Below are 15734 nucleotides of genomic sequence, written 5' to 3' on the forward strand. Positions count from 1 at the left end.
GCCGGCGGCGCGGGCTCAGTTCAGGCCGCTGTAGACGTGCAGGCCTTTGAAGAAGAGGTTCACGATCGTGAAGTTGAACATCACCGCGGCGAAGCCGACGATGGACAGCCACGCCGAACGCGTGCCTCGCCAGCCGCGCGTCGCCCGCGCGTGGATGTAACCGGCGTAGAGCACCCAGATGACGAAGGTCCACACTTCCTTCGTGTCGAAGCCCCAGTAGCGTCCCCACGCGTCGTTGGCCCAGATCGAGCCGGCGATGAGGGTGAAGGTCCAGAAGATGAAGCCGATGATCGTGAACCGGTAGGCGAGAGCCTCCAGGACATCGCCGGCCGGCAGCGTCCGCAGGAAGCGCAGGCCACGGCGGCGCGGCGTGGAGGTGGCCGCAGCGGCTCCGCCCTCCTCCGGCGCCGACAGGGCGGCGATCGCCAGCCGCTCGCGGCGGGTCTGCATCAGCTGCAGCACCGACAGCGCGAAGGCGAGGGCGAACAGCGCGGTGGCCAGCGACGCGACGAACACGTGGATCACCAGCCACACGCTCTTCAGCGGGTCGGACAGCGGGACGACGGCGGTGTAGAACCAGATCACGGTGCCGCCCAGCAGCACGACGACGAGCCCGGTGATGAAGGTGCCGAGGAAGCGCAGGTCGTACTTGAACAGCACCACCAGGTAGACGGCGACGATCAGCATCGTTCCCGTGAGGGCGAACTCGTACATGTTCGACCACGGCACACGCCCCGAGGCGACGCCGCGCAGCACGTCGCCGGCGACGTGGAAGAGGAAGCCGAGCACCGTCAACGAGGTTCCGATGCGCGCCCACAGGTAGCGCGCGCGGCGGGCGAGCGGCGCTTCCAGCTCCGCCTTGGCCGCCTGCTGCTCGGCCCGCATCTCGTCGAGAGACCCGCCGAGAGCAGTGGATGCGGATGCCGAGACGCCCGCGCCGACGAGCTCGCGCTGCTTCGCGGCATCCTTCTGCTGGATCGCGATGTCGGAGCGGCGCCCGAGGTCGATCGCGTAGGCGATGAACGCGAGCGCGTAGATTGCCACTGCGGTCCACACGAGGAGCCGGGAGATTTCGTCGAGAGGGAGGCCGTCGGGCATGACGATCAGTCTACGTCGGCGTGCTGCACGCTGGACCGGTCACGGCCGGCCGGGGCCGCCAGCCCGACCCTCGGATGCCGCGACCGCTTCGCCCGCCGACCCGGCCGTGCCCGCGGCATCCATCGCGGCGCCGTGGTCGCGGACGAGGTCGGCGACGGCCACCGCGATCGCGGGGTCCTCCCCGCGCGCGAGGCCCGCGTACTCCAGGTGCACGACGCCGTCGCCGGGCGTCGCCTTGACCCACATGCGCCGGCGCGGGATGAACAGCGCCGCGAGCAGCCCCGTCAGGGCGACGATCGCGAAGCCGAGCACCCACGGCGCGCCGACGTCGCGGTGGATCGACAGGGACACGTAGCGCTTGACCTGCTCGCGGGCCCCGCTGGCGGTCGCGTCGTCGAACGTGATCGTGCCGAGACCGTTCGGCAGATCGACGGTCTGCCCCGGCGCCAGCTCGAGCGAGGGGACGTCGATCTTGCGGCCCGTCAGCTGCGTCATGCCGCTGACATCCAGCGCGTAGACGTTGCGGGGCGTGCCGTCGTCGATGCCGAGGTCGCCCGTGTACACGTCGAGGGTGAGCAGCGGGTTCGCCAGCGACGGGTACGCCGACGTCAACGCGCCCGAGTGCAGTTTTGCCGCCGTCGGATAGAAGAACCCGACGAGACCGACCTGCTGCGACAGCCCGTCGGGAATTTTGATGACGCCGAGCGAGGTCATCGTCGCGCCCTGCGGCAGGAACTCGACGTCCTCGTGCAGCACGACGTCGCCCGCGGGGTTTCGCACCGTGATGGTCGGCGCGTAGCCGTTGCCCATGAGGTAGACGCGGTCGCCGGCCATGTCGATGGGGTGGTTGACCCGCACGGTCCGCTGCTGCGGGTCGTGGCCCGGCTCGCGGGTGGTGAGGTTCGCGGCGAAGTCGCCGGCCTGTCCCTGGCCCGCCTCCCCGACCGGCACATAGTTCACGTCGAAGCTGTCGAGGGTCAGCGAATACGGCGGCAGCGCGTTCGTGTCGACGAAGCGCCCGGGGTTGAACGAGGTGTAGCCGAGGCCGAGGGAGTTGACGAAGCTGTCGCCCTCGACGATGACGGTCTGGCCCGTATAGGTGAGGCCGCCCCCGACGCCGACCGAGATGAGCACGCCGACGAGCGCAGCGTGGAAGACGAGGTTGCCGGTCTCACGGGCGTAGCCGCGTTCGGCCGACACGGATGCCGTCGCGGGCCGCTTCGCCGTCGCGGCGGTGTCATAGCGCTCGACGCGGTAGCCGGCCTTGCGCAGCTGGGCCTGAGCGAGCTCGACCGCGGCGACGGCGGCCGCCTCGGCATCCTGCCCCGGGGCGACGATGCGCTCCGCCTCGGCGTGGTCGTCCAAGCGCGACATGCGCGCGGGCGTGCGCGGCGGACGGGCACGCAGGGCATTGAAGTGGTGCTTGGTGCGCGGGATCACGCAGCCGATCAGCGAGATGAACAGCAGGATGTAGATCGCCGAGAACCACACCGACGAGTACACGTCGAACAGCTGCAGACCGTCGAGGATCGGGAACAGGCCCGGGTTGTCGGTCTTGTACTGCAGCACGCCGTTGGGGTCGGCGGTGCGCTGGGGCACGATCGAACCCGGAATCGCCGCGATCGCGAGCAGCAGCAGCAGCACGAGCGCCGTGCGCATGCTCGTCAGCTGCCGCCAGCCCCACCGTAGCCAGCCGATCACGCCCAGCTGCGGCTGGGCGATGGCGGCGGCGGGCGTCGCGGCATCCGCGTGGTCGGCCGGACGCAGCGGATCGCTGGTGCCCGTGCCGTCAGAGCGGGAGTTCGACACCGCCGATCACCCCCGTGAGCTGCGACATCGCCGCGGTCCAGAGCCCGGTGACCATGAGCAGCCCGAGCACGATCAGAAGCACGCCGCCGATGATGTTGACGACGCGGATGTGGCGACGCAGGAACGCCACCGAGCGGGTCGCCCACCCGAAGCCCACCGCGAGCAGCAGGAACGGGATGCCGAGACCCAGCGAGTACGCGACGGCGAGCAGCACCGCGCGGGTCGGGTCGGCCTGGGTGAGGGAGATCGAGAGGATCGCCGCGTAGGTCGGGCCGATGCACGGCGCCCAGCCGATGCCCATCGCCACGCCCAGCAGCGGCGCGCCGACCAGTCCCAGACCGCTGCGCACCTGCGGCTTCATCGTGCGCTGCGCGAAGCCGAACAGCCCGAGGAAGACGAGGCCCATGATGATCACGACGACGCCTAGCACGCGGGTGAGCACCTCGCCGTACTGGAGGAAGAAGCGGCCGAGGGTTCCGGCGAGCACCCCCATCGCGACGAAGACGACCGTGAACCCGGCGATGAACAGCACCACCCCCAGCAGCAACCGGCCGCGGCCGGTGCGCGTCGGACGACCGCTGCGGCTGCCGGCTCCCCCGGAGGCACCGCCGAGGAACCCGAGGTAGCCGGGCACGAGCGGCAGCACGCACGGCGACAGGAACGACACGAGACCCGCGAGCATCGCGATGGGGATCGCGAGCCAGAGCGCGCCGCTGAAGACGACGTCGCTCACGTGGTCTCCGCGACGACGTCGTTGATGATCGTCTTGAGGATCGACTCGCTCTCGACGCGGCCGATGAATCGCGCCGCGACGCGGCCCTGCCGGTCGAGCACGAGGGTGATCGGCACCGACTGCAGCGGCGTCCAGGAGGCGAACGCGAGCTTGAGGTCGGCGTCGTCCTTGGCGAGCAGCGACGGGTAGGTGATGCCGTACTTCTCGTCGAACGCCTTCGCGCCCTCGGGCCCGTCGTAGATGTTCACACCGAGGAACTCGGCACCGGCCGGCTGCACCGCCTGGTAGGTGCTCTCGAGCGTCGGCGCCTCCGCGCGGCAGGGGCCGCAGTTGGCGTACCAGAAGTTGAGGACCAGCACCTTGTCGACGTAGTCGGCGTTGGTGACGGTGGCCCCGTCGACCGCGGTGCCGCTGAACGAGACCGCACCGCCGCGGTCGGCGGGCGCGATCTCCTGCACGCTGCCGTCGCCGGAGATGTAACCCTTGCCGTCGCCCTGCTTGTACTGGTTGGCGAGGTCGTCATTCGCGCTGCTGCATCCCGCCAGGCCCGCGCCGAGCGCGAGGGCGAGAAGGGATGCCGCGACGCGAGCGATCGTCCGATGCTTCATACCGCTCCCACATCCACCGCGTGAGCCGTCGAGGCCGGCTCGGCGTAGTCGACTTCGCGCCAGCCGCTGCCGGCGCGCTCGAAACTGGTGATGCTCGAGAGGGCACAGCGGCGCTTGCGCGGGTCGTGGCGCAGCGGCTGACCGGCCACCGACAGATGCGTGACCCAGATCGGCAGCTGGTGGGAGACGATGACGACGTCGCCCCCGTCGGCATCGTTCCAGGCTTCGTTCATCGCGGCATCCATGCGGGCGACGACCTCGGCGTACGGCTCGCCCCAGCTGGGGATCTCGGGGCGCGCGAGGTGTCGCCAGTTGAGGGGATTGAGCACGGCACGTGTCATGCGCTTGCCCTCGAAGACGTTGGTGGGCTCGATCACGCGCTCATCGATGATCGGGTCGAGCGCGAAGGCCTCGGCGACGGGCTCCGCCGATTCCTGGGTGCGCTGCAACGGCGAGGCGTAGAGGGCGCTGACGGGCCTGGCCGAGCCCTGCAGGTAGACGGCGGCGCTGCGAGCCATCTCGCGCCCCGCGCCACTCAACCGGAAGTTCGGAAGTCGCCCGTACAGCACCCGCCCCGGGTTGTGGACCTCGCCATGGCGCACGAGGTGGAGGCGGTCAGCGGGCACCCCGTCAGTCTACGCGGGGCAGATCTGTGGCCGGGCTGAGAGCGGACGACGGTCCCGGGCGGCGGACGTTCAGGCCGGGTCGCTGTCGGCCGACGCACCGCGCAGCCGGCGCGCGCGGTTCACGGCGAACCAGACGAGGGCCGTCGCCGCGACCGCGATCACCGCGTACTGCAGCACGCCCGCGTAGTCCTCGACGATGTGCCACTGATCGCCCAGCAGATAGCCGGAGAGGACGAAGACGGCGTTCCAGATGAACGATCCCGCCAAGGTCAGCAGGCCGAAGCGCCACAGCGGCATGCGCGTGACGCCCGCGGGGATGGAGATGAGGCTCCGGAAGATCGGCAGCATGCGCCCGAAGAAGACGGCCTTGCCGCCGTGGCGCTGGAACCACGCGACGGTCCGGTCGACGTCATCGACCTTCAGCAGCGGCATCCGTCGCACGAGCGCGCGGAGGCGATCGATGCCGAGCCCCGCGCCCAGGGCGTAGAGCGCGAAGGCGCCGACGACCGAGCCGGCGGTGGTGCACGCCAGCGCCTCGAACAGCGTGAACGACCCGCGGGCGGCGGCCAGGCCCGCCATCGGGAGGATGACCTCGCTGGGAAGCGGTGGGAACAGGTTCTCGAGGGCGATCGCCAGCCCCGCGCCGGGAGCGCCGATGAGGTTCATGAGGCCGACGACGGCGTCGACGAGGGTGGTGAGCCAGGAGCCGTCCGATGCCATCGCCATACAGCGACGGTAGCGAGGGCGGGCGATGAGAACCTGGGCGGATGCCGGGACACCCCACCCACGTAGACTGGTCCCTCGTGAGTGAACGCACCCTCGTCAGCCAGCTGCAGTCCCGCGAAGACGGCACCGTCTCGGTGTCCGGATGGGTGGAGACCGTCCGCGATCAGAAGAAGGTGCAGTTCGTCATCCTCCGCGACGAGACCGGCGCCGTCCAGCTCGTGAACCCCGCGACCCGTCCCGACCCGGACGGGGCGGAGCAGGATGCCGCGGCTCTCGCGCTCACCGCGCTGATCTCGGAACTGTCCACCGGCACCTTCCTGACGGTCACCGGCGAACTCAAGCACGACGAGCGCGTCAAGCTCGGCGGCGTCGAGATCAAGATCGCGACGCTGGAGATCGCCGCCGCGGCGTTGCCCGAGACGCCGATCGCCGCCGACAGCGGCCTCGACAAGCGCATGGACTGGCGCTTCATCGACCTGCGTCAGCGCCGCAACAACCTCGTCTTCCGCATCCAGACGACGCTCGAGCACGCGATGCGCACCTACTGGGTGGAGCGCGACTACGTCGAGATCCACTCCCCCAAGCTCATGTCGACTCCCGCCGAGGGCAACGCCGAGCTGTTCGCTCTGGAGTATTTCGGCGACCAGACGGCCTACCTCGCGCAGAGCCCGCAGCACTTCAAGCAGATGGCCCAGGCCGCCGGCTTCGGCAAGGTGTTCGAGATCGGCGACGTCTTCCGCGCCGACCCGAGCTTCACGAGCCGCCACGCCACCGAGTTCACCTCGATCGACGCCGAGATCAGCTGGATCGACTCCTACGAAGACGTGGCCGCGATGCAGGAGGAGCTGCTCGCCGCCGCCTTCCAGGCCGTCAAGGACAAGCACGGCGACGAGATCGCGGAGCTGTTCGACATCGACGTCGTCGTGCCGACGCTCCCCTTCCCGCGGATTCCGCTCGCCGAGGCGCGCGAGATCGTCAAGGCCCGCGGCTACGACATCCCCCGCACCGACGGCGACCTCGACCCCGAGGGCGAGCGTCAGATCTCGGCCCACGTGCGTGAGACCTACGGGCACCAGTTCGTGTTCATCACCGACTACCACCCCGAGATCCGCCCGTTCTACCACATGCGCAACCCCGAGACCGGGCTCACGAACAGCTACGACCTGCTGTTCCAGGGCACCGAGATCACCACGGGCGCACAGCGTGAGCACCGCATCGAGGTGCTGGAGGCCCAGGCGCTCGAGAAGGGCCTGTCACTGGAGGGACTCGAGCACTACCTCGACTTCTTCCGCTACGGCATCCCGCCCCACGGCGGCTTCGGCATGGGCCTCGCGCGCGTGCTGATGCTCATGCTCGGCCAGGACTCGATCCGCGAGGTGACGTTCCTCTTCCGCGGGCCGACGCGCCTCGCCCCCTGACCGACAGCCCGCGGTGATGTCTCCCCGCGACCCGCAAGACGTCACCGCTCCGTCACCGGCGGTTCACCGCCGCTTCGAATGCTCGACACGGCGCAGCCGTACGTTCCTCGCATCCCCCTCGCGCCGCACGCATCGTCGTGCCCGCGGGGATGACCCGAGAGGAACAGCATGTCCCGAACCCTTGCGCGCCGCACGATCGCGGTCACGGCCGTCGCAGCCGTCGCAGCCCTCGCCCTCAGTGCGTGCGCCGGCACGTCGGAGGCCGCCACCAGCGGAGGCGCCTCGGCATCCGCCGCGACGAGCGTCGCCGATTTCGGCACCTTCGCCGACCTGGAGAAGGCCGCCAAGGCAGAGGGCCAGCTCAACGTGATCGCACTGCCGCACGACTGGGCAAACTACGGCGAGATCATCTCGCTGTTCTCGAAGCGCTATCCCGATATCACCGTCAACGAACAGTCGCCCGACGCCTCGAGCGCCGAAGAGATCCAGGCGGCCAAGACGAATGAGGGCCTCGACACCGCGCCGGACGTGTTCGATCTGGGCCTGTCGGTCACCCTCCAGAACACCGACCGCTTCGCTCCCTACAAGGTTCAGACGTGGGCCGACGTGCCCGACACCCTGAAGGATCCGTCCGGCCTGTTCGTCGGCGACTACGGCGGGTACATGTCGATCGGCTACGACTCCTCTAAGTTCCCGGCCCCGACCAAGCTCACCGATCTGCTCAGCCCGACCTACAAGGGCGCGGTCGCGCTCAACGGCGACCCCACCCAGGCCGGAGCGGCCTTCGCGGCGGTCGGAATGGCCACCGTGCAGTCCGGCGGAACGCTCGACGACTTCCAGCCCGGCATCGACTTCTTCAGCTCGCTGCAGAAGGCCGGCAACCTGCTGAAGGTCGACGTGACGACCTCCACGGTGGCCAGCGGCGAAACACCCGTAGTCTTCGACTGGGACTACCTCAACGCGGCACACCGCAAGGACAACCCGAACTGGAAGGTCGTCGTCTTCGACGGCACCGGCTACGCCGGCTACTACAACCAAGCCATCAACAAGACGGCTCCCCACCCAGCGGCAGCCCGCCTGTGGCAGGAGTTCCTCTACAGCGACGAGGTGCAGAACCTCTGGCTCAAGGGTGGCGCCCGCCCGGCCCGCATGGCCGCGATGACCACGGCCGGCACCATCGATGCGACCCTCGCCGCGGCGCTGCCGAAGGCTCCGGCCGACACGGTGGTTCCCACCGAGGCGCAGTCCAAGGCCGCCGGCACGCTGCTCGGTCAGAAGTGGGCGACGGCGGTCCAGTGACCGTCGTCACCACGGCGGGGGTGGATGCCGCGGCATCCGCATCCACCCCCGCCCGTCGCGGTTCGTGGTCGTGGCTGGGCCTGGTTCCGTTCGCCGCCTACGTGCTGCTGTTTCTCGCATTGCCCTCGGTACTCGCGGTCGCTTCGGGGTTCTTCGATCGCCGCGGCGCGTTCACCTGGGACAACATCACGGCGCTCGGCGATCCATTGATCGTCGAGACCTTCGCCAACTCTGCGGGCCTGTCCCTGCTGACCGCGGTCATCGGCGCACTCGCGGGCGCACTGGTCTGCTACGCGATGCTCGGCCTTCATCCCGAAGGCCTCGTGCGCTCGGCAGTGGATGCCGCGGCCGGTGTGCTCGCGCAGTTCGGCGGCGTCATGCTGGCCTTCGCGTTCATCGCGACGATCGGCCTGCAAGGCGTCGTCAGGTTGTTTCTGCTCGACGCGTTCGGCATCGACATCTTCGCCAACGGCACCTGGCTGTACGACCTGCCGGGATTGGTCCTGCCGTACATCTACTTCCAGATCCCGCTCATGGTCATCACGTTCATGCCGGCCCTCTCGGCGCTGCGTCCGCAGTGGGCCGAAGCGACGCTCACGCTCGGGGGCTCGCGCCGCGCGTTCTGGAGCTATGTCGGCATCCCCGTGCTGGCGCCCTCCTTCTTCGCGAGCCTGCTGCTGCTGTTCGCCAATGCGTTCTCGTCGTACGCCACCGCGGCCGCCCTTGCCAGCCAAGGAGCCGAGATCGTGCCGCTACGCATCCGCAGCGCGCTGACGAGCGAGACGGTGCTCGGGCGCGAGAACCTCGCCGGCGCGCTGGCCCTCGGGATGATCGTCGTGGTCGGCATCGTCATGTTCGTCTACTCCGCTGTCCAGCGGCGCGCAGCTCGGTGGTACCAGGCATGAATCGGCTCACTCCTTCGCCGCTCACCCGCGCGATCGTCGGCATCGTCGTCGGAGCGTTCTTCGCGATCCCACTCGTCTCGACCCTGATCTACACGTTGCGGATGCCGGATGGCAGCCTCTCGTGGAGCCGATGGACGGGCCTGTTCGATCCGCACACCGTCGCCGCCCTCAAGCCGCTGTGGACGGGCCTGGGTAACTCCCTCGTGCTCTGCGTGGTGACGGTGGCCATCGTGCTGCTGCTGCTGGCGCCGACGATGGTGCTGGTCGCGCTGCGCTTTGCCCGGTTGCGGCGGGCGTTCGAATTCGCCGTCCTGCTGCCCATCTCGATCCCGGCGATCGTGCTGGTCGTGGGTCTGGCGCCGATCTATCAGCAGATCGGCCGGCTGTTCGGTACCGGCGTGTGGACGCTGGCGTTCGCCTACGGCATCACCGTGCTTCCCTTCGCCTATCGCGCGATCCAGGCGTCGATCGACGCCGTCGATCTCCGCACGCTCGCCGAGGCGGCACGGTCGCTCGGCGCCGGCTGGACAGCCGTGATCGTGCGGGTGCTCGCGCCCAACCTGCGACAGGGGCTCCTGGCGGCGTCGCTCATCTCGATCGCCGTCGTGCTCGGCGAGTTCACCATCGCCTCCCTGCTCAACCGTCAGGTCTTCCAGACCGCCATGGTGGTCGTGCAGAAACAAGATCCCTATACGCCCGCGATCTTCACTCTGCTGGCGCTCGTGCTGGCCTTCACCCTCCTGCTCCTCATCGGCCGTGCCGCGCGCGGCACGCGAAAGGCCCGTCCATGACCATCGACCGAGCTCTCCCCCGCACCGCCGACAACCTGCTGCTCACCGGGGCCGGCACCGGCACGCGCGTGCAGCTGCAGAGCATCGTGAAGAGCTTCGGCGGGACACGCGTACTGCACGGGGTCGACCTCGACGTCGCTCCCGGAGAGTTCGTCTCGCTGCTCGGACCGTCGGGATGCGGTAAGACGACGGCCCTCCGTGTGCTCGCCGGTCTCGAAACCGCCGACAGCGGATCGGTGATGCTGGGCGGCGGCGACGTCTCGCGTGTGCCCACGAACAAGCGTGACATCGGCATGGTGTTCCAGTCGTACTCGCTGTTCCCGCACCTGCGGGTGCTCGAGAACACCGCTTTCGGGCTGCGCCGGCGAGGAGTCGCCCGCGCCGCTGCGGCGGCGCGGGCCGCCGCAGCGCTCGAGCTCGTCGGCCTCGCGAACCTGGCCGACCGCTTCCCGCATCAGCTGTCCGGCGGCCAGCAACAGCGTGTCGCGCTCGCCCGCGCTCTCGTCACCGAGCCGCGCGTGCTGCTGCTGGACGAGCCGCTGTCGGCGCTCGATGCCAAGGTGCGCGTCCAGCTGCGCGATGAGATCCGCCGTCTGCAGCTGCGCCTGGGCATCACGACGGTCTTCGTCACGCACGACCAGGAGGAGGCGCTGGCCGTATCCGACCGCATCGCCGTCATGGACAGCGGACGCATCGAGCAGATCGGAACGCCGGAAGATCTGTATCTGCGCCCGCAGACGCCCGCCGTCGCCGCCTTCGTGGGGCTCTCCAGCGCCCTTCCAGGGCTCGCCACCGGTAGCAGCGTCACGGTGTGGGGCACGCGCCTACCCATACAAGGCGACCCGGCCGAGGGTCCGGTCGAGGCGCTCGTACGCCCGGAGAACGTCCGCGTGGCACCCGACACGTCGTCCGCATCCGATGCCGGCGTCAGCGCACAGGTGGAGGAGAGCACTTTCCTGGGCAGCTTCCGGCGGACGGTGCTGCGTACCACCGACGGCATCATGGTGCACGCCCAGCATAGCGCCGAGGAGCGGCTGGAGTACGGCCAGCGCGTGCGGGTGAGACTGGTTCCCGCGCCCGTCACCGTGCGGCGGGTCTGAGTGCCGGACGCCCGCGGACCTCGACATCCACCGACCGACTGACAGTCCGCACCGGATTTGCGTCGCACCCCGGCGCCGCGCCTAGCCTGGATGCTCCCCCACCGAAGGAGACCTCCATGTGGGACAACTGGCTCGAACTCGCCATCGGCGTGGCCATCGCGGTGGTTGCGGCGCTGCTGTTCACCGTCGCGATCACGCTGATCGTTCGCCTCATGGCACGGCGCGCCGACTGGCCGACGCGCCTCATCCGCCACGGCCGACGGCCGTTCCGCGTACTCATCCTGGTGTTCGCACTGTGGATCGCGGTCGCGGTGGTCGCTCCCGGCGACGCCACGTGGATGCCGCTGGTCAGCCAGCTCTTCACGATCGCCTCGATCCTCGCCAGCGCCTGGCTGCTCGCCGAGCTGGTCGCCTTCGCCGGCGACCTCGCGCTCGGACGCTACCGCATCGACGTGCCGAACAACCGGGTCGCCCGGCGGATCAGGACCCAGGTCCTCATCCTGCGCCGGCTGGCCATCGCGTTGATCGTCATCATCGCGATCGGTGCGATGCTCCTGACCTTCCCCGCCGTCCGCGCCGTCGGCGCGAGCGTGCTCGCCTCGGCCGGCATCGCCTCCGTCGTCGCGGGACTGGCCGCGCAGTCAGTGCTGGCCAACATCTTCGCCGGCGTGCAGCTCGTCTTCAGCGACGCGCTGCGCGTGGACGACGTCGTCGTGGTGGAGGGAGAGTGGGGCCGGATCGGGGAGATCACGCTCAGCTACGTCGTCGTCGACATCTGGGACGACCGCCGGCTCGTGCTTCCCTGCACGTACTTCACCACCAAGCCGTTCCAGAACTGGACGCGCACCGGCAGCGAGCTGCTGGGCTCCGTCGAGCTCGACCTGGACTGGCGCGTGTCGCCGGCGCGCATGCGCGAGGAGCTCGCGCGGGTTCTCGAGCAGACCCCGCTGTGGGACCGGCGCGCGTCAGTTCTGCAGGTCACCGATGCGACGAACGGATTCGTCCGCGTGCGGGTGCTGGTCACGGCGATCGATGCGCCGACGCTGTTCGACCTGCGCTGCTACGTGCGCGAGCACCTGGTCGACTGGGTGCACCGTGAGACGCCCGGGGCTCTCCCTGTGCAGCGTGTGCTGATCGAGGATGCCGAGACCCCGCCGGCCGCATCGGCACAGGGAGAGACCGCCCCCGACACCGGCTCGACCGGACTGTTCACCGGATCCCCCGAGGCGGAACAGCGCGCCCGCGCGTTCACGCAGGCGATCCCGATCGTCCCCGGCGCCGCCGACGACGGCGCCGAGCGCCCCGCCTGACGAGTTCCGACAGCGCGTCGCCGGCGTCGCATACCGCCGTACGGATCGCTCAGGGCGTAGCCTGACCGAGTGCCTCACGCGGATGACATGACGACTTCCCCCATCCGACCCGCCACCGACGCCACCGAGAAGGTGCGCGCCGCACGCGATCACCTGCTCGCGCACCGCGACGACTACGACGGCGCCGTGTCCGGCTTCGCCTGGCCGGAGCTGTCCGCCTTCAACTTCGCACTGGAGTGGTTCGACGTGGTAGCCGGCGAGCACCCCGACCGCGCCGCCGTCACGATCGTCGACGCCGACCTCACGGCGCGCTCGTGGAGCTACGGCGAGCTCTCCCGCCGCTCCGACGCCGTCGCCGTCTGGCTCGCACAGCAGGGACTCCAGCGCGGCGATCACGTCATCGTGATGCTCGGCAACACGATCGAACTGTGGGAGGTCATGCTCGGCCTCACCAAGCTCGGCGCCGTCGCCATCCCCACCACGACTCTCCTCTCGTCCGACGATCTCGCCTACCGCATCGCGCACAGCGGCGCCCGCGCGGTCATCGCCCCGAGCGAAACGGCGAGCGCGGTGGATGCCGCGACCGCCGGCATCCTGCGCATCGCCGTCGGCGCCGGTGCGCCGGCGGACTGGGTCTCGTTCGACGGCTCGCACACGGTCACGGCGGTGTTCGTCCCGTCGGGGCCGACGCCGGCCGACGACCTCAATCTGCTGTACTTCACCTCCGGCACCACCTCCGCCACCCCGAAGCTCGTGCGCCACACGCACGTCTCCTACCCGGTAGGCCACCTCTCGACACTCTGGTGGCTGGGGCTGCGCCCCGGCGACGTCCACATGAACATCTCCTCGCCCGGCTGGGGAAAGCACGCCTGGAGCAACTTCTTCGCGCCTTTCCTCGCCGAGGCGACGGTGTTCGTCTACACGTACGAACGCTTCGACGCCGCCACCCTCATGCAGGTGATGGACACCCACCAGGTGACGACCTTCTGCGCCCCGCCGACGGTGTGGCGGATGCTGATCCAGGCCGACCTCGGCCTGCTCACGAAGCCGCCCCGCGAGCTGCTGGGGGCCGGGGAGCCGCTGAACCCCGAGGTGATCTCGCGGGTGCGCGCCGCCTGGGGCCCGACGATCCGCGACGGATACGGTCAGACCGAGATGACGTGCGCGATCGGAAACTCACCGGGCCAGGTGGTCAAGGACGGGTCGATGGGACGGCCTCTGCCCGGCTACCCCGTTGTGCTCGTCGATCCCGAGACCGGCCAACGCGGCGTGGACGAGGGCGAGATCTGCCTCGACGTGTCCACGCCCATCCTGGGGCTCATGGACGGGTATCACGATGCCCCGGAGCGCACCGCTCGTGCCCTGCACGACGGGCTGTACCACACCGGCGACATCGCGTCCCGCGACGAGGACGGCTACCTCTCGTATGTCGGGCGCAGCGATGACGTATTCAAGGCCTCCGACTACAAGATCTCGCCGTTCGAGCTCGAGTCGGTGCTGCTGGAGCATCCGGCGGTCGTCGAGGCCGCCGTCGTCCCGAGCCCCGATCCGCTTCGCCTCGCGGTGCCGAAGGCCTTCGTGCGCTTGAGCGCAGCGGCCACCGGCGACCCGCGCGCCGCTGCCGGCGAGATCTTCGCGCATGCGCGCGCCCGCCTGTCGGCCTACCAGCGCGTGCGTCGGCTGGAGTTCGTGGAGGAGCTCCCGAAGACGATCTCGGGCAAGATCCGCCGCGTCGAGTTGCGCGCGGCCGAAGCCGCATCGGTCGAACGGCCCGCCGGCGAGTTCAGCGACCGCGACTTCCGCTGAGGCGCCGGCTCAGATCTCCACGTCGACGGCGACCCGCTCGGCGCGGATCGTGCCGATGAACGCCGCGACGTGCTCGTGGGCGGGGTGCACCTGATACGCGTCCAGACCCGCGACGTCGTCGAAGTCGGCGACGAGCACGAGATCCCAGTTCTGGCCGGGGAAGAGGATGTTGGCGCCCGCGCTCATCGCCCGCAGCGTCGGCACCACGCCCGCGAGGGCGTTGAGCCTGCGGGCCGCTTCCGCGGCGTGCGCGGCACGGTCGTCCGCATCGGCGGCGGCCATGCGGAAGGCGACGACGTGGCGAAGGGTCATCGAGGGGTGTCCTCTCGGTCGGGGGCGGCGAGCGCGGCACGAAGGCGCTCGGGCGAGAGACGCCAATGGGCGTGCAGGCGATCGTCGATCAGGACGACGGGGATCTTCTCCCACCACTGCGCGTACAGCGCGGGGTCATCCGTGATCGACAGCTCCTGAACGTCGACGGCGTCTTCGGGCAGGTCAGCGACCACGCCCTCCACGATCTCCCGTGCGACATCGCACAGGTGACAGTCCGGTTTGGAGATGATCGTGAGGGTGGTCACGGCATCCATTCTGCCGGAGAACACGAAGCGCCCGTCCCGGATCGATGATCTCGGAGACAGGCGCTCGGTGTCGTTTGCAGCGTGCCGCGACGAATTACTTCTTGTTGCGGCGCTGGTGGCGAGTCTTGCGAAGCAGCTTGCGGTGCTTCTTCTTCGCCATGCGCTTGCGGCGCTTCTTGATGACAGAACCCACAAAAATGCCCTCGGATCAGTCTAGCCGACGTCGGCGATAGGACGTTGCACGGCCTCGGTGACGGCCGTCTCGGGCACGCGGTAACTGCGACCGAATCGCACGGCCGGGAGCTCGCCGGCGTGCACCAGGCGGTACACGGTCATCTTCGACACGCGCATGATCTCGGCCACTTCCGCGACCGTCAGAAAACGCACGTCAGAAAGGTCCGGCATCCCATTCCCCCACCGATACCCGATGCGGTGCCTCCGCATTGCTGTGAACCAACATTAGGGTCTCTGTGCGCCGCGTGTAAACCCGTGTGATCGGTGTGACTCGTGTGTTCAACGACCGGGGAAGCGCTTGAAGGCACTGTCCCACGCATGCTTCGCGGATGCCGCCGCGCGCCCGACCAGGTCGGCCGCCGCGACCGCGGGCTCGGGAAGCGTCGAGGGGCCCGCGGGGGCGGGAAGGAGATCTTCGTCCAGGAAGGGGACGAGCCAGTCATCGACCGCGTCCAGCGGCGCCGGCGACAGGCTGTAATAGCGGTGCTGGCCCTCTTCGCGCACCGTCACCAGCTCGGCCTCACGGAGCACCTTGAGGTGCTTGGAGACCGTGGGCTGGCTGACGCCCAGGTCGGTGACGATGTGGGACACACTCGTGCCATGCTCGCCCGCCGACGCGCGCTCGCGCAGAAGCTGCAGAATGTCCCGACGGGTACCGTCGGCGATCACGTCGAAGATGTCCGCCATGACGAT

18 protein-coding genes are annotated in these 15734 nt (G+C 69.4%); 7 read left to right on the plus strand and 11 right to left on the minus strand.

All coding sequences use genetic code 11. From position 1 onward, the window contains the following. Positions 1–15 precede the first annotated feature (15 nt). From ccsB to ABS64_RS09705, 6 genes are all read right to left on the minus strand, one after another. Positions 16–1098 (minus strand): c-type cytochrome biogenesis protein CcsB, encoded by a 1083-nt coding sequence (gene ccsB, locus ABS64_RS09680; protein ID WP_292683238.1) that lies wholly within the window; start codon positions 1096–1098, stop codon positions 16–18. 39 nt (positions 1099–1137) lie between these two features. After that, complete coding sequence (locus ABS64_RS09685; RefSeq protein ID WP_292683242.1) at positions 1138–2907, minus strand: cytochrome c biogenesis protein ResB; 1770 nt, start codon at positions 2905–2907, stop codon at positions 1138–1140. Further along, the gene (locus ABS64_RS09690) at positions 2888–3640 is read right to left on the minus strand and encodes a cytochrome c biogenesis protein CcdA (protein ID WP_005049801.1); all 753 of its coding nucleotides are present in this window, start codon (positions 3638–3640) and stop codon (positions 2888–2890) included. The genes ABS64_RS09685 and ABS64_RS09690 overlap by 20 nt, the downstream gene beginning before the upstream one ends. Then, positions 3637–4248, minus strand: a complete 612-nt coding sequence (locus tag ABS64_RS09695; RefSeq protein ID WP_288121509.1) for a TlpA disulfide reductase family protein — start codon at positions 4246–4248, stop codon at positions 3637–3639. Before ABS64_RS09695 ends, ABS64_RS09690 begins: the two co-directional genes overlap by 4 nt. Next, positions 4245–4874, minus strand: coding sequence for a histidine phosphatase family protein (locus tag ABS64_RS09700; protein WP_292683247.1), 630 nt, complete (start codon positions 4872–4874; stop codon positions 4245–4247). The genes ABS64_RS09695 and ABS64_RS09700 overlap by 4 nt, the downstream gene beginning before the upstream one ends. 69 nt (positions 4875–4943) lie before the next feature. Then, positions 4944–5600 (minus strand): DedA family protein, encoded by a 657-nt coding sequence (locus tag ABS64_RS09705; protein WP_292683250.1) that lies wholly within the window; start codon positions 5598–5600, stop codon positions 4944–4946. Positions 5601–5677: 77 nt separating this feature from the next. On the opposite strand from ABS64_RS09705, the gene aspS reads away from it, so the two are divergent. The 7 genes from aspS to ABS64_RS09740 all read left to right on the plus strand — a co-directional run bounded on the left by aspS (position 5678) and on the right by ABS64_RS09740 (position 14229). Continuing rightward, on the plus strand, positions 5678–7018 hold the full coding sequence (gene aspS, locus ABS64_RS09710; RefSeq protein WP_043340328.1) for an aspartate--tRNA(Asn) ligase: 1341 nt from the start codon (positions 5678–5680) through the stop codon (positions 7016–7018). 168 nt (positions 7019–7186) lie between these two features. Then, positions 7187–8317, plus strand: a complete 1131-nt coding sequence (locus ABS64_RS09715) for an extracellular solute-binding protein (RefSeq protein ID WP_005049795.1) — start codon at positions 7187–7189, stop codon at positions 8315–8317. Beyond that, positions 8314–9222: a hypothetical protein gene (locus ABS64_RS09720; protein ID WP_016464305.1), complete on the plus strand. Its 909-nt coding sequence runs from the start codon at positions 8314–8316 to the stop codon at positions 9220–9222. The genes ABS64_RS09715 and ABS64_RS09720 overlap by 4 nt, the downstream gene beginning before the upstream one ends. Continuing rightward, positions 9219–10013 (plus strand): ABC transporter permease subunit, encoded by a 795-nt coding sequence (locus ABS64_RS09725; RefSeq protein ID WP_292683258.1) that lies wholly within the window; start codon positions 9219–9221, stop codon positions 10011–10013. Before ABS64_RS09720 ends, ABS64_RS09725 begins: the two co-directional genes overlap by 4 nt. Then, the gene (locus tag ABS64_RS09730) at positions 10010–11113 is read left to right on the plus strand and encodes an ABC transporter ATP-binding protein (protein ID WP_292683260.1); all 1104 of its coding nucleotides are present in this window, start codon (positions 10010–10012) and stop codon (positions 11111–11113) included. Before ABS64_RS09725 ends, ABS64_RS09730 begins: the two co-directional genes overlap by 4 nt. Positions 11114–11229: 116 nt before the next feature. Next, a complete protein-coding gene (locus ABS64_RS09735) occupies positions 11230–12423 on the plus strand; it encodes a mechanosensitive ion channel domain-containing protein (protein ID WP_292683262.1) in 1194 nt (397 codons plus the stop codon). 87 nt (positions 12424–12510) lie between these two features. Further along, complete coding sequence (locus ABS64_RS09740) at positions 12511–14229, plus strand: AMP-binding protein (RefSeq protein WP_292683264.1); 1719 nt, start codon at positions 12511–12513, stop codon at positions 14227–14229. A 9-nt stretch (positions 14230–14238) separates the two neighbouring features. Here ABS64_RS09740 and ABS64_RS09745 read toward each other — a convergent pair whose 3' ends face one another. From ABS64_RS09745 to ABS64_RS09765, 5 genes are all read right to left on the minus strand, one after another. After that, a complete protein-coding gene (locus ABS64_RS09745) occupies positions 14239–14541 on the minus strand; it encodes a Dabb family protein (RefSeq protein WP_016464300.1) in 303 nt (100 codons plus the stop codon). Next, entirely contained in the window at positions 14538–14807 is a 270-nt protein-coding gene (locus ABS64_RS09750) for a glutaredoxin family protein (RefSeq protein WP_198013028.1), read from the minus strand. The genes ABS64_RS09745 and ABS64_RS09750 overlap by 4 nt, the downstream gene beginning before the upstream one ends. A 94-nt stretch (positions 14808–14901) precedes the next feature. Continuing rightward, a complete protein-coding gene (locus ABS64_RS09755) occupies positions 14902–15000 on the minus strand; it encodes an AURKAIP1/COX24 domain-containing protein (RefSeq protein ID WP_003792170.1) in 99 nt (32 codons plus the stop codon). 20 nt (positions 15001–15020) lie between these two features. After that, entirely contained in the window at positions 15021–15212 is a 192-nt protein-coding gene (locus ABS64_RS09760) for a helix-turn-helix domain-containing protein (protein ID WP_005049784.1), read from the minus strand. Between the two features lie 108 nt (positions 15213–15320). Next, the gene (locus ABS64_RS09765) at positions 15321–15728 is read right to left on the minus strand and encodes a metalloregulator ArsR/SmtB family transcription factor (RefSeq protein WP_005049783.1); all 408 of its coding nucleotides are present in this window, start codon (positions 15726–15728) and stop codon (positions 15321–15323) included. Positions 15729–15734: the final 6 nt, after the last annotated feature.

It is taken from the genome of Microbacterium sp. SCN 69-37, assembly GCF_001724435.1.
In the GTDB taxonomy this organism is placed as follows: Bacteria; Actinomycetota; Actinomycetes; order Actinomycetales; family Microbacteriaceae; genus Microbacterium; species Microbacterium laevaniformans.

Coding starts and splice junctions, on each gene's coding strand:
- ABS64_RS09715 (WP_005049795.1), top strand. CDS start 7,187: ATGTCCCGAACCCTTGCGCGCCGCACGATCGCGGTCACGGCCGTCGCA.
- ABS64_RS09725 (WP_292683258.1), top strand. CDS start 9,219: ATGAATCGGCTCACTCCTTCGCCGCTCACCCGCGCGATCGTCGGCATC.
- ABS64_RS09735 (WP_292683262.1), top strand. CDS start 11,230: ATGTGGGACAACTGGCTCGAACTCGCCATCGGCGTGGCCATCGCGGTG.
- ABS64_RS09765 (WP_005049783.1), bottom strand. CDS start 15,728: ATGGCGGACATCTTCGACGTGATCGCCGACGGTACCCGTCGGGACATT.
- ABS64_RS09730 (WP_292683260.1), top strand. CDS start 10,010: ATGACCATCGACCGAGCTCTCCCCCGCACCGCCGACAACCTGCTGCTC.
- ABS64_RS09760 (WP_005049784.1), bottom strand. CDS start 15,212: ATGCCGGACCTTTCTGACGTGCGTTTTCTGACGGTCGCGGAAGTGGCC.
- ABS64_RS09745 (WP_016464300.1), bottom strand. CDS start 14,541: ATGACCCTTCGCCACGTCGTCGCCTTCCGCATGGCCGCCGCCGATGCG.
- ABS64_RS09740 (WP_292683264.1), top strand. CDS start 12,511: ATGACGACTTCCCCCATCCGACCCGCCACCGACGCCACCGAGAAGGTG.
- ABS64_RS09705 (WP_292683250.1), bottom strand. CDS start 5,600: ATGGCGATGGCATCGGACGGCTCCTGGCTCACCACCCTCGTCGACGCC.
- ccsB (WP_292683238.1), bottom strand. CDS start 1,098: ATGCCCGACGGCCTCCCTCTCGACGAAATCTCCCGGCTCCTCGTGTGG.
- ABS64_RS09695 (WP_288121509.1), bottom strand. CDS start 4,248: ATGAAGCATCGGACGATCGCTCGCGTCGCGGCATCCCTTCTCGCCCTC.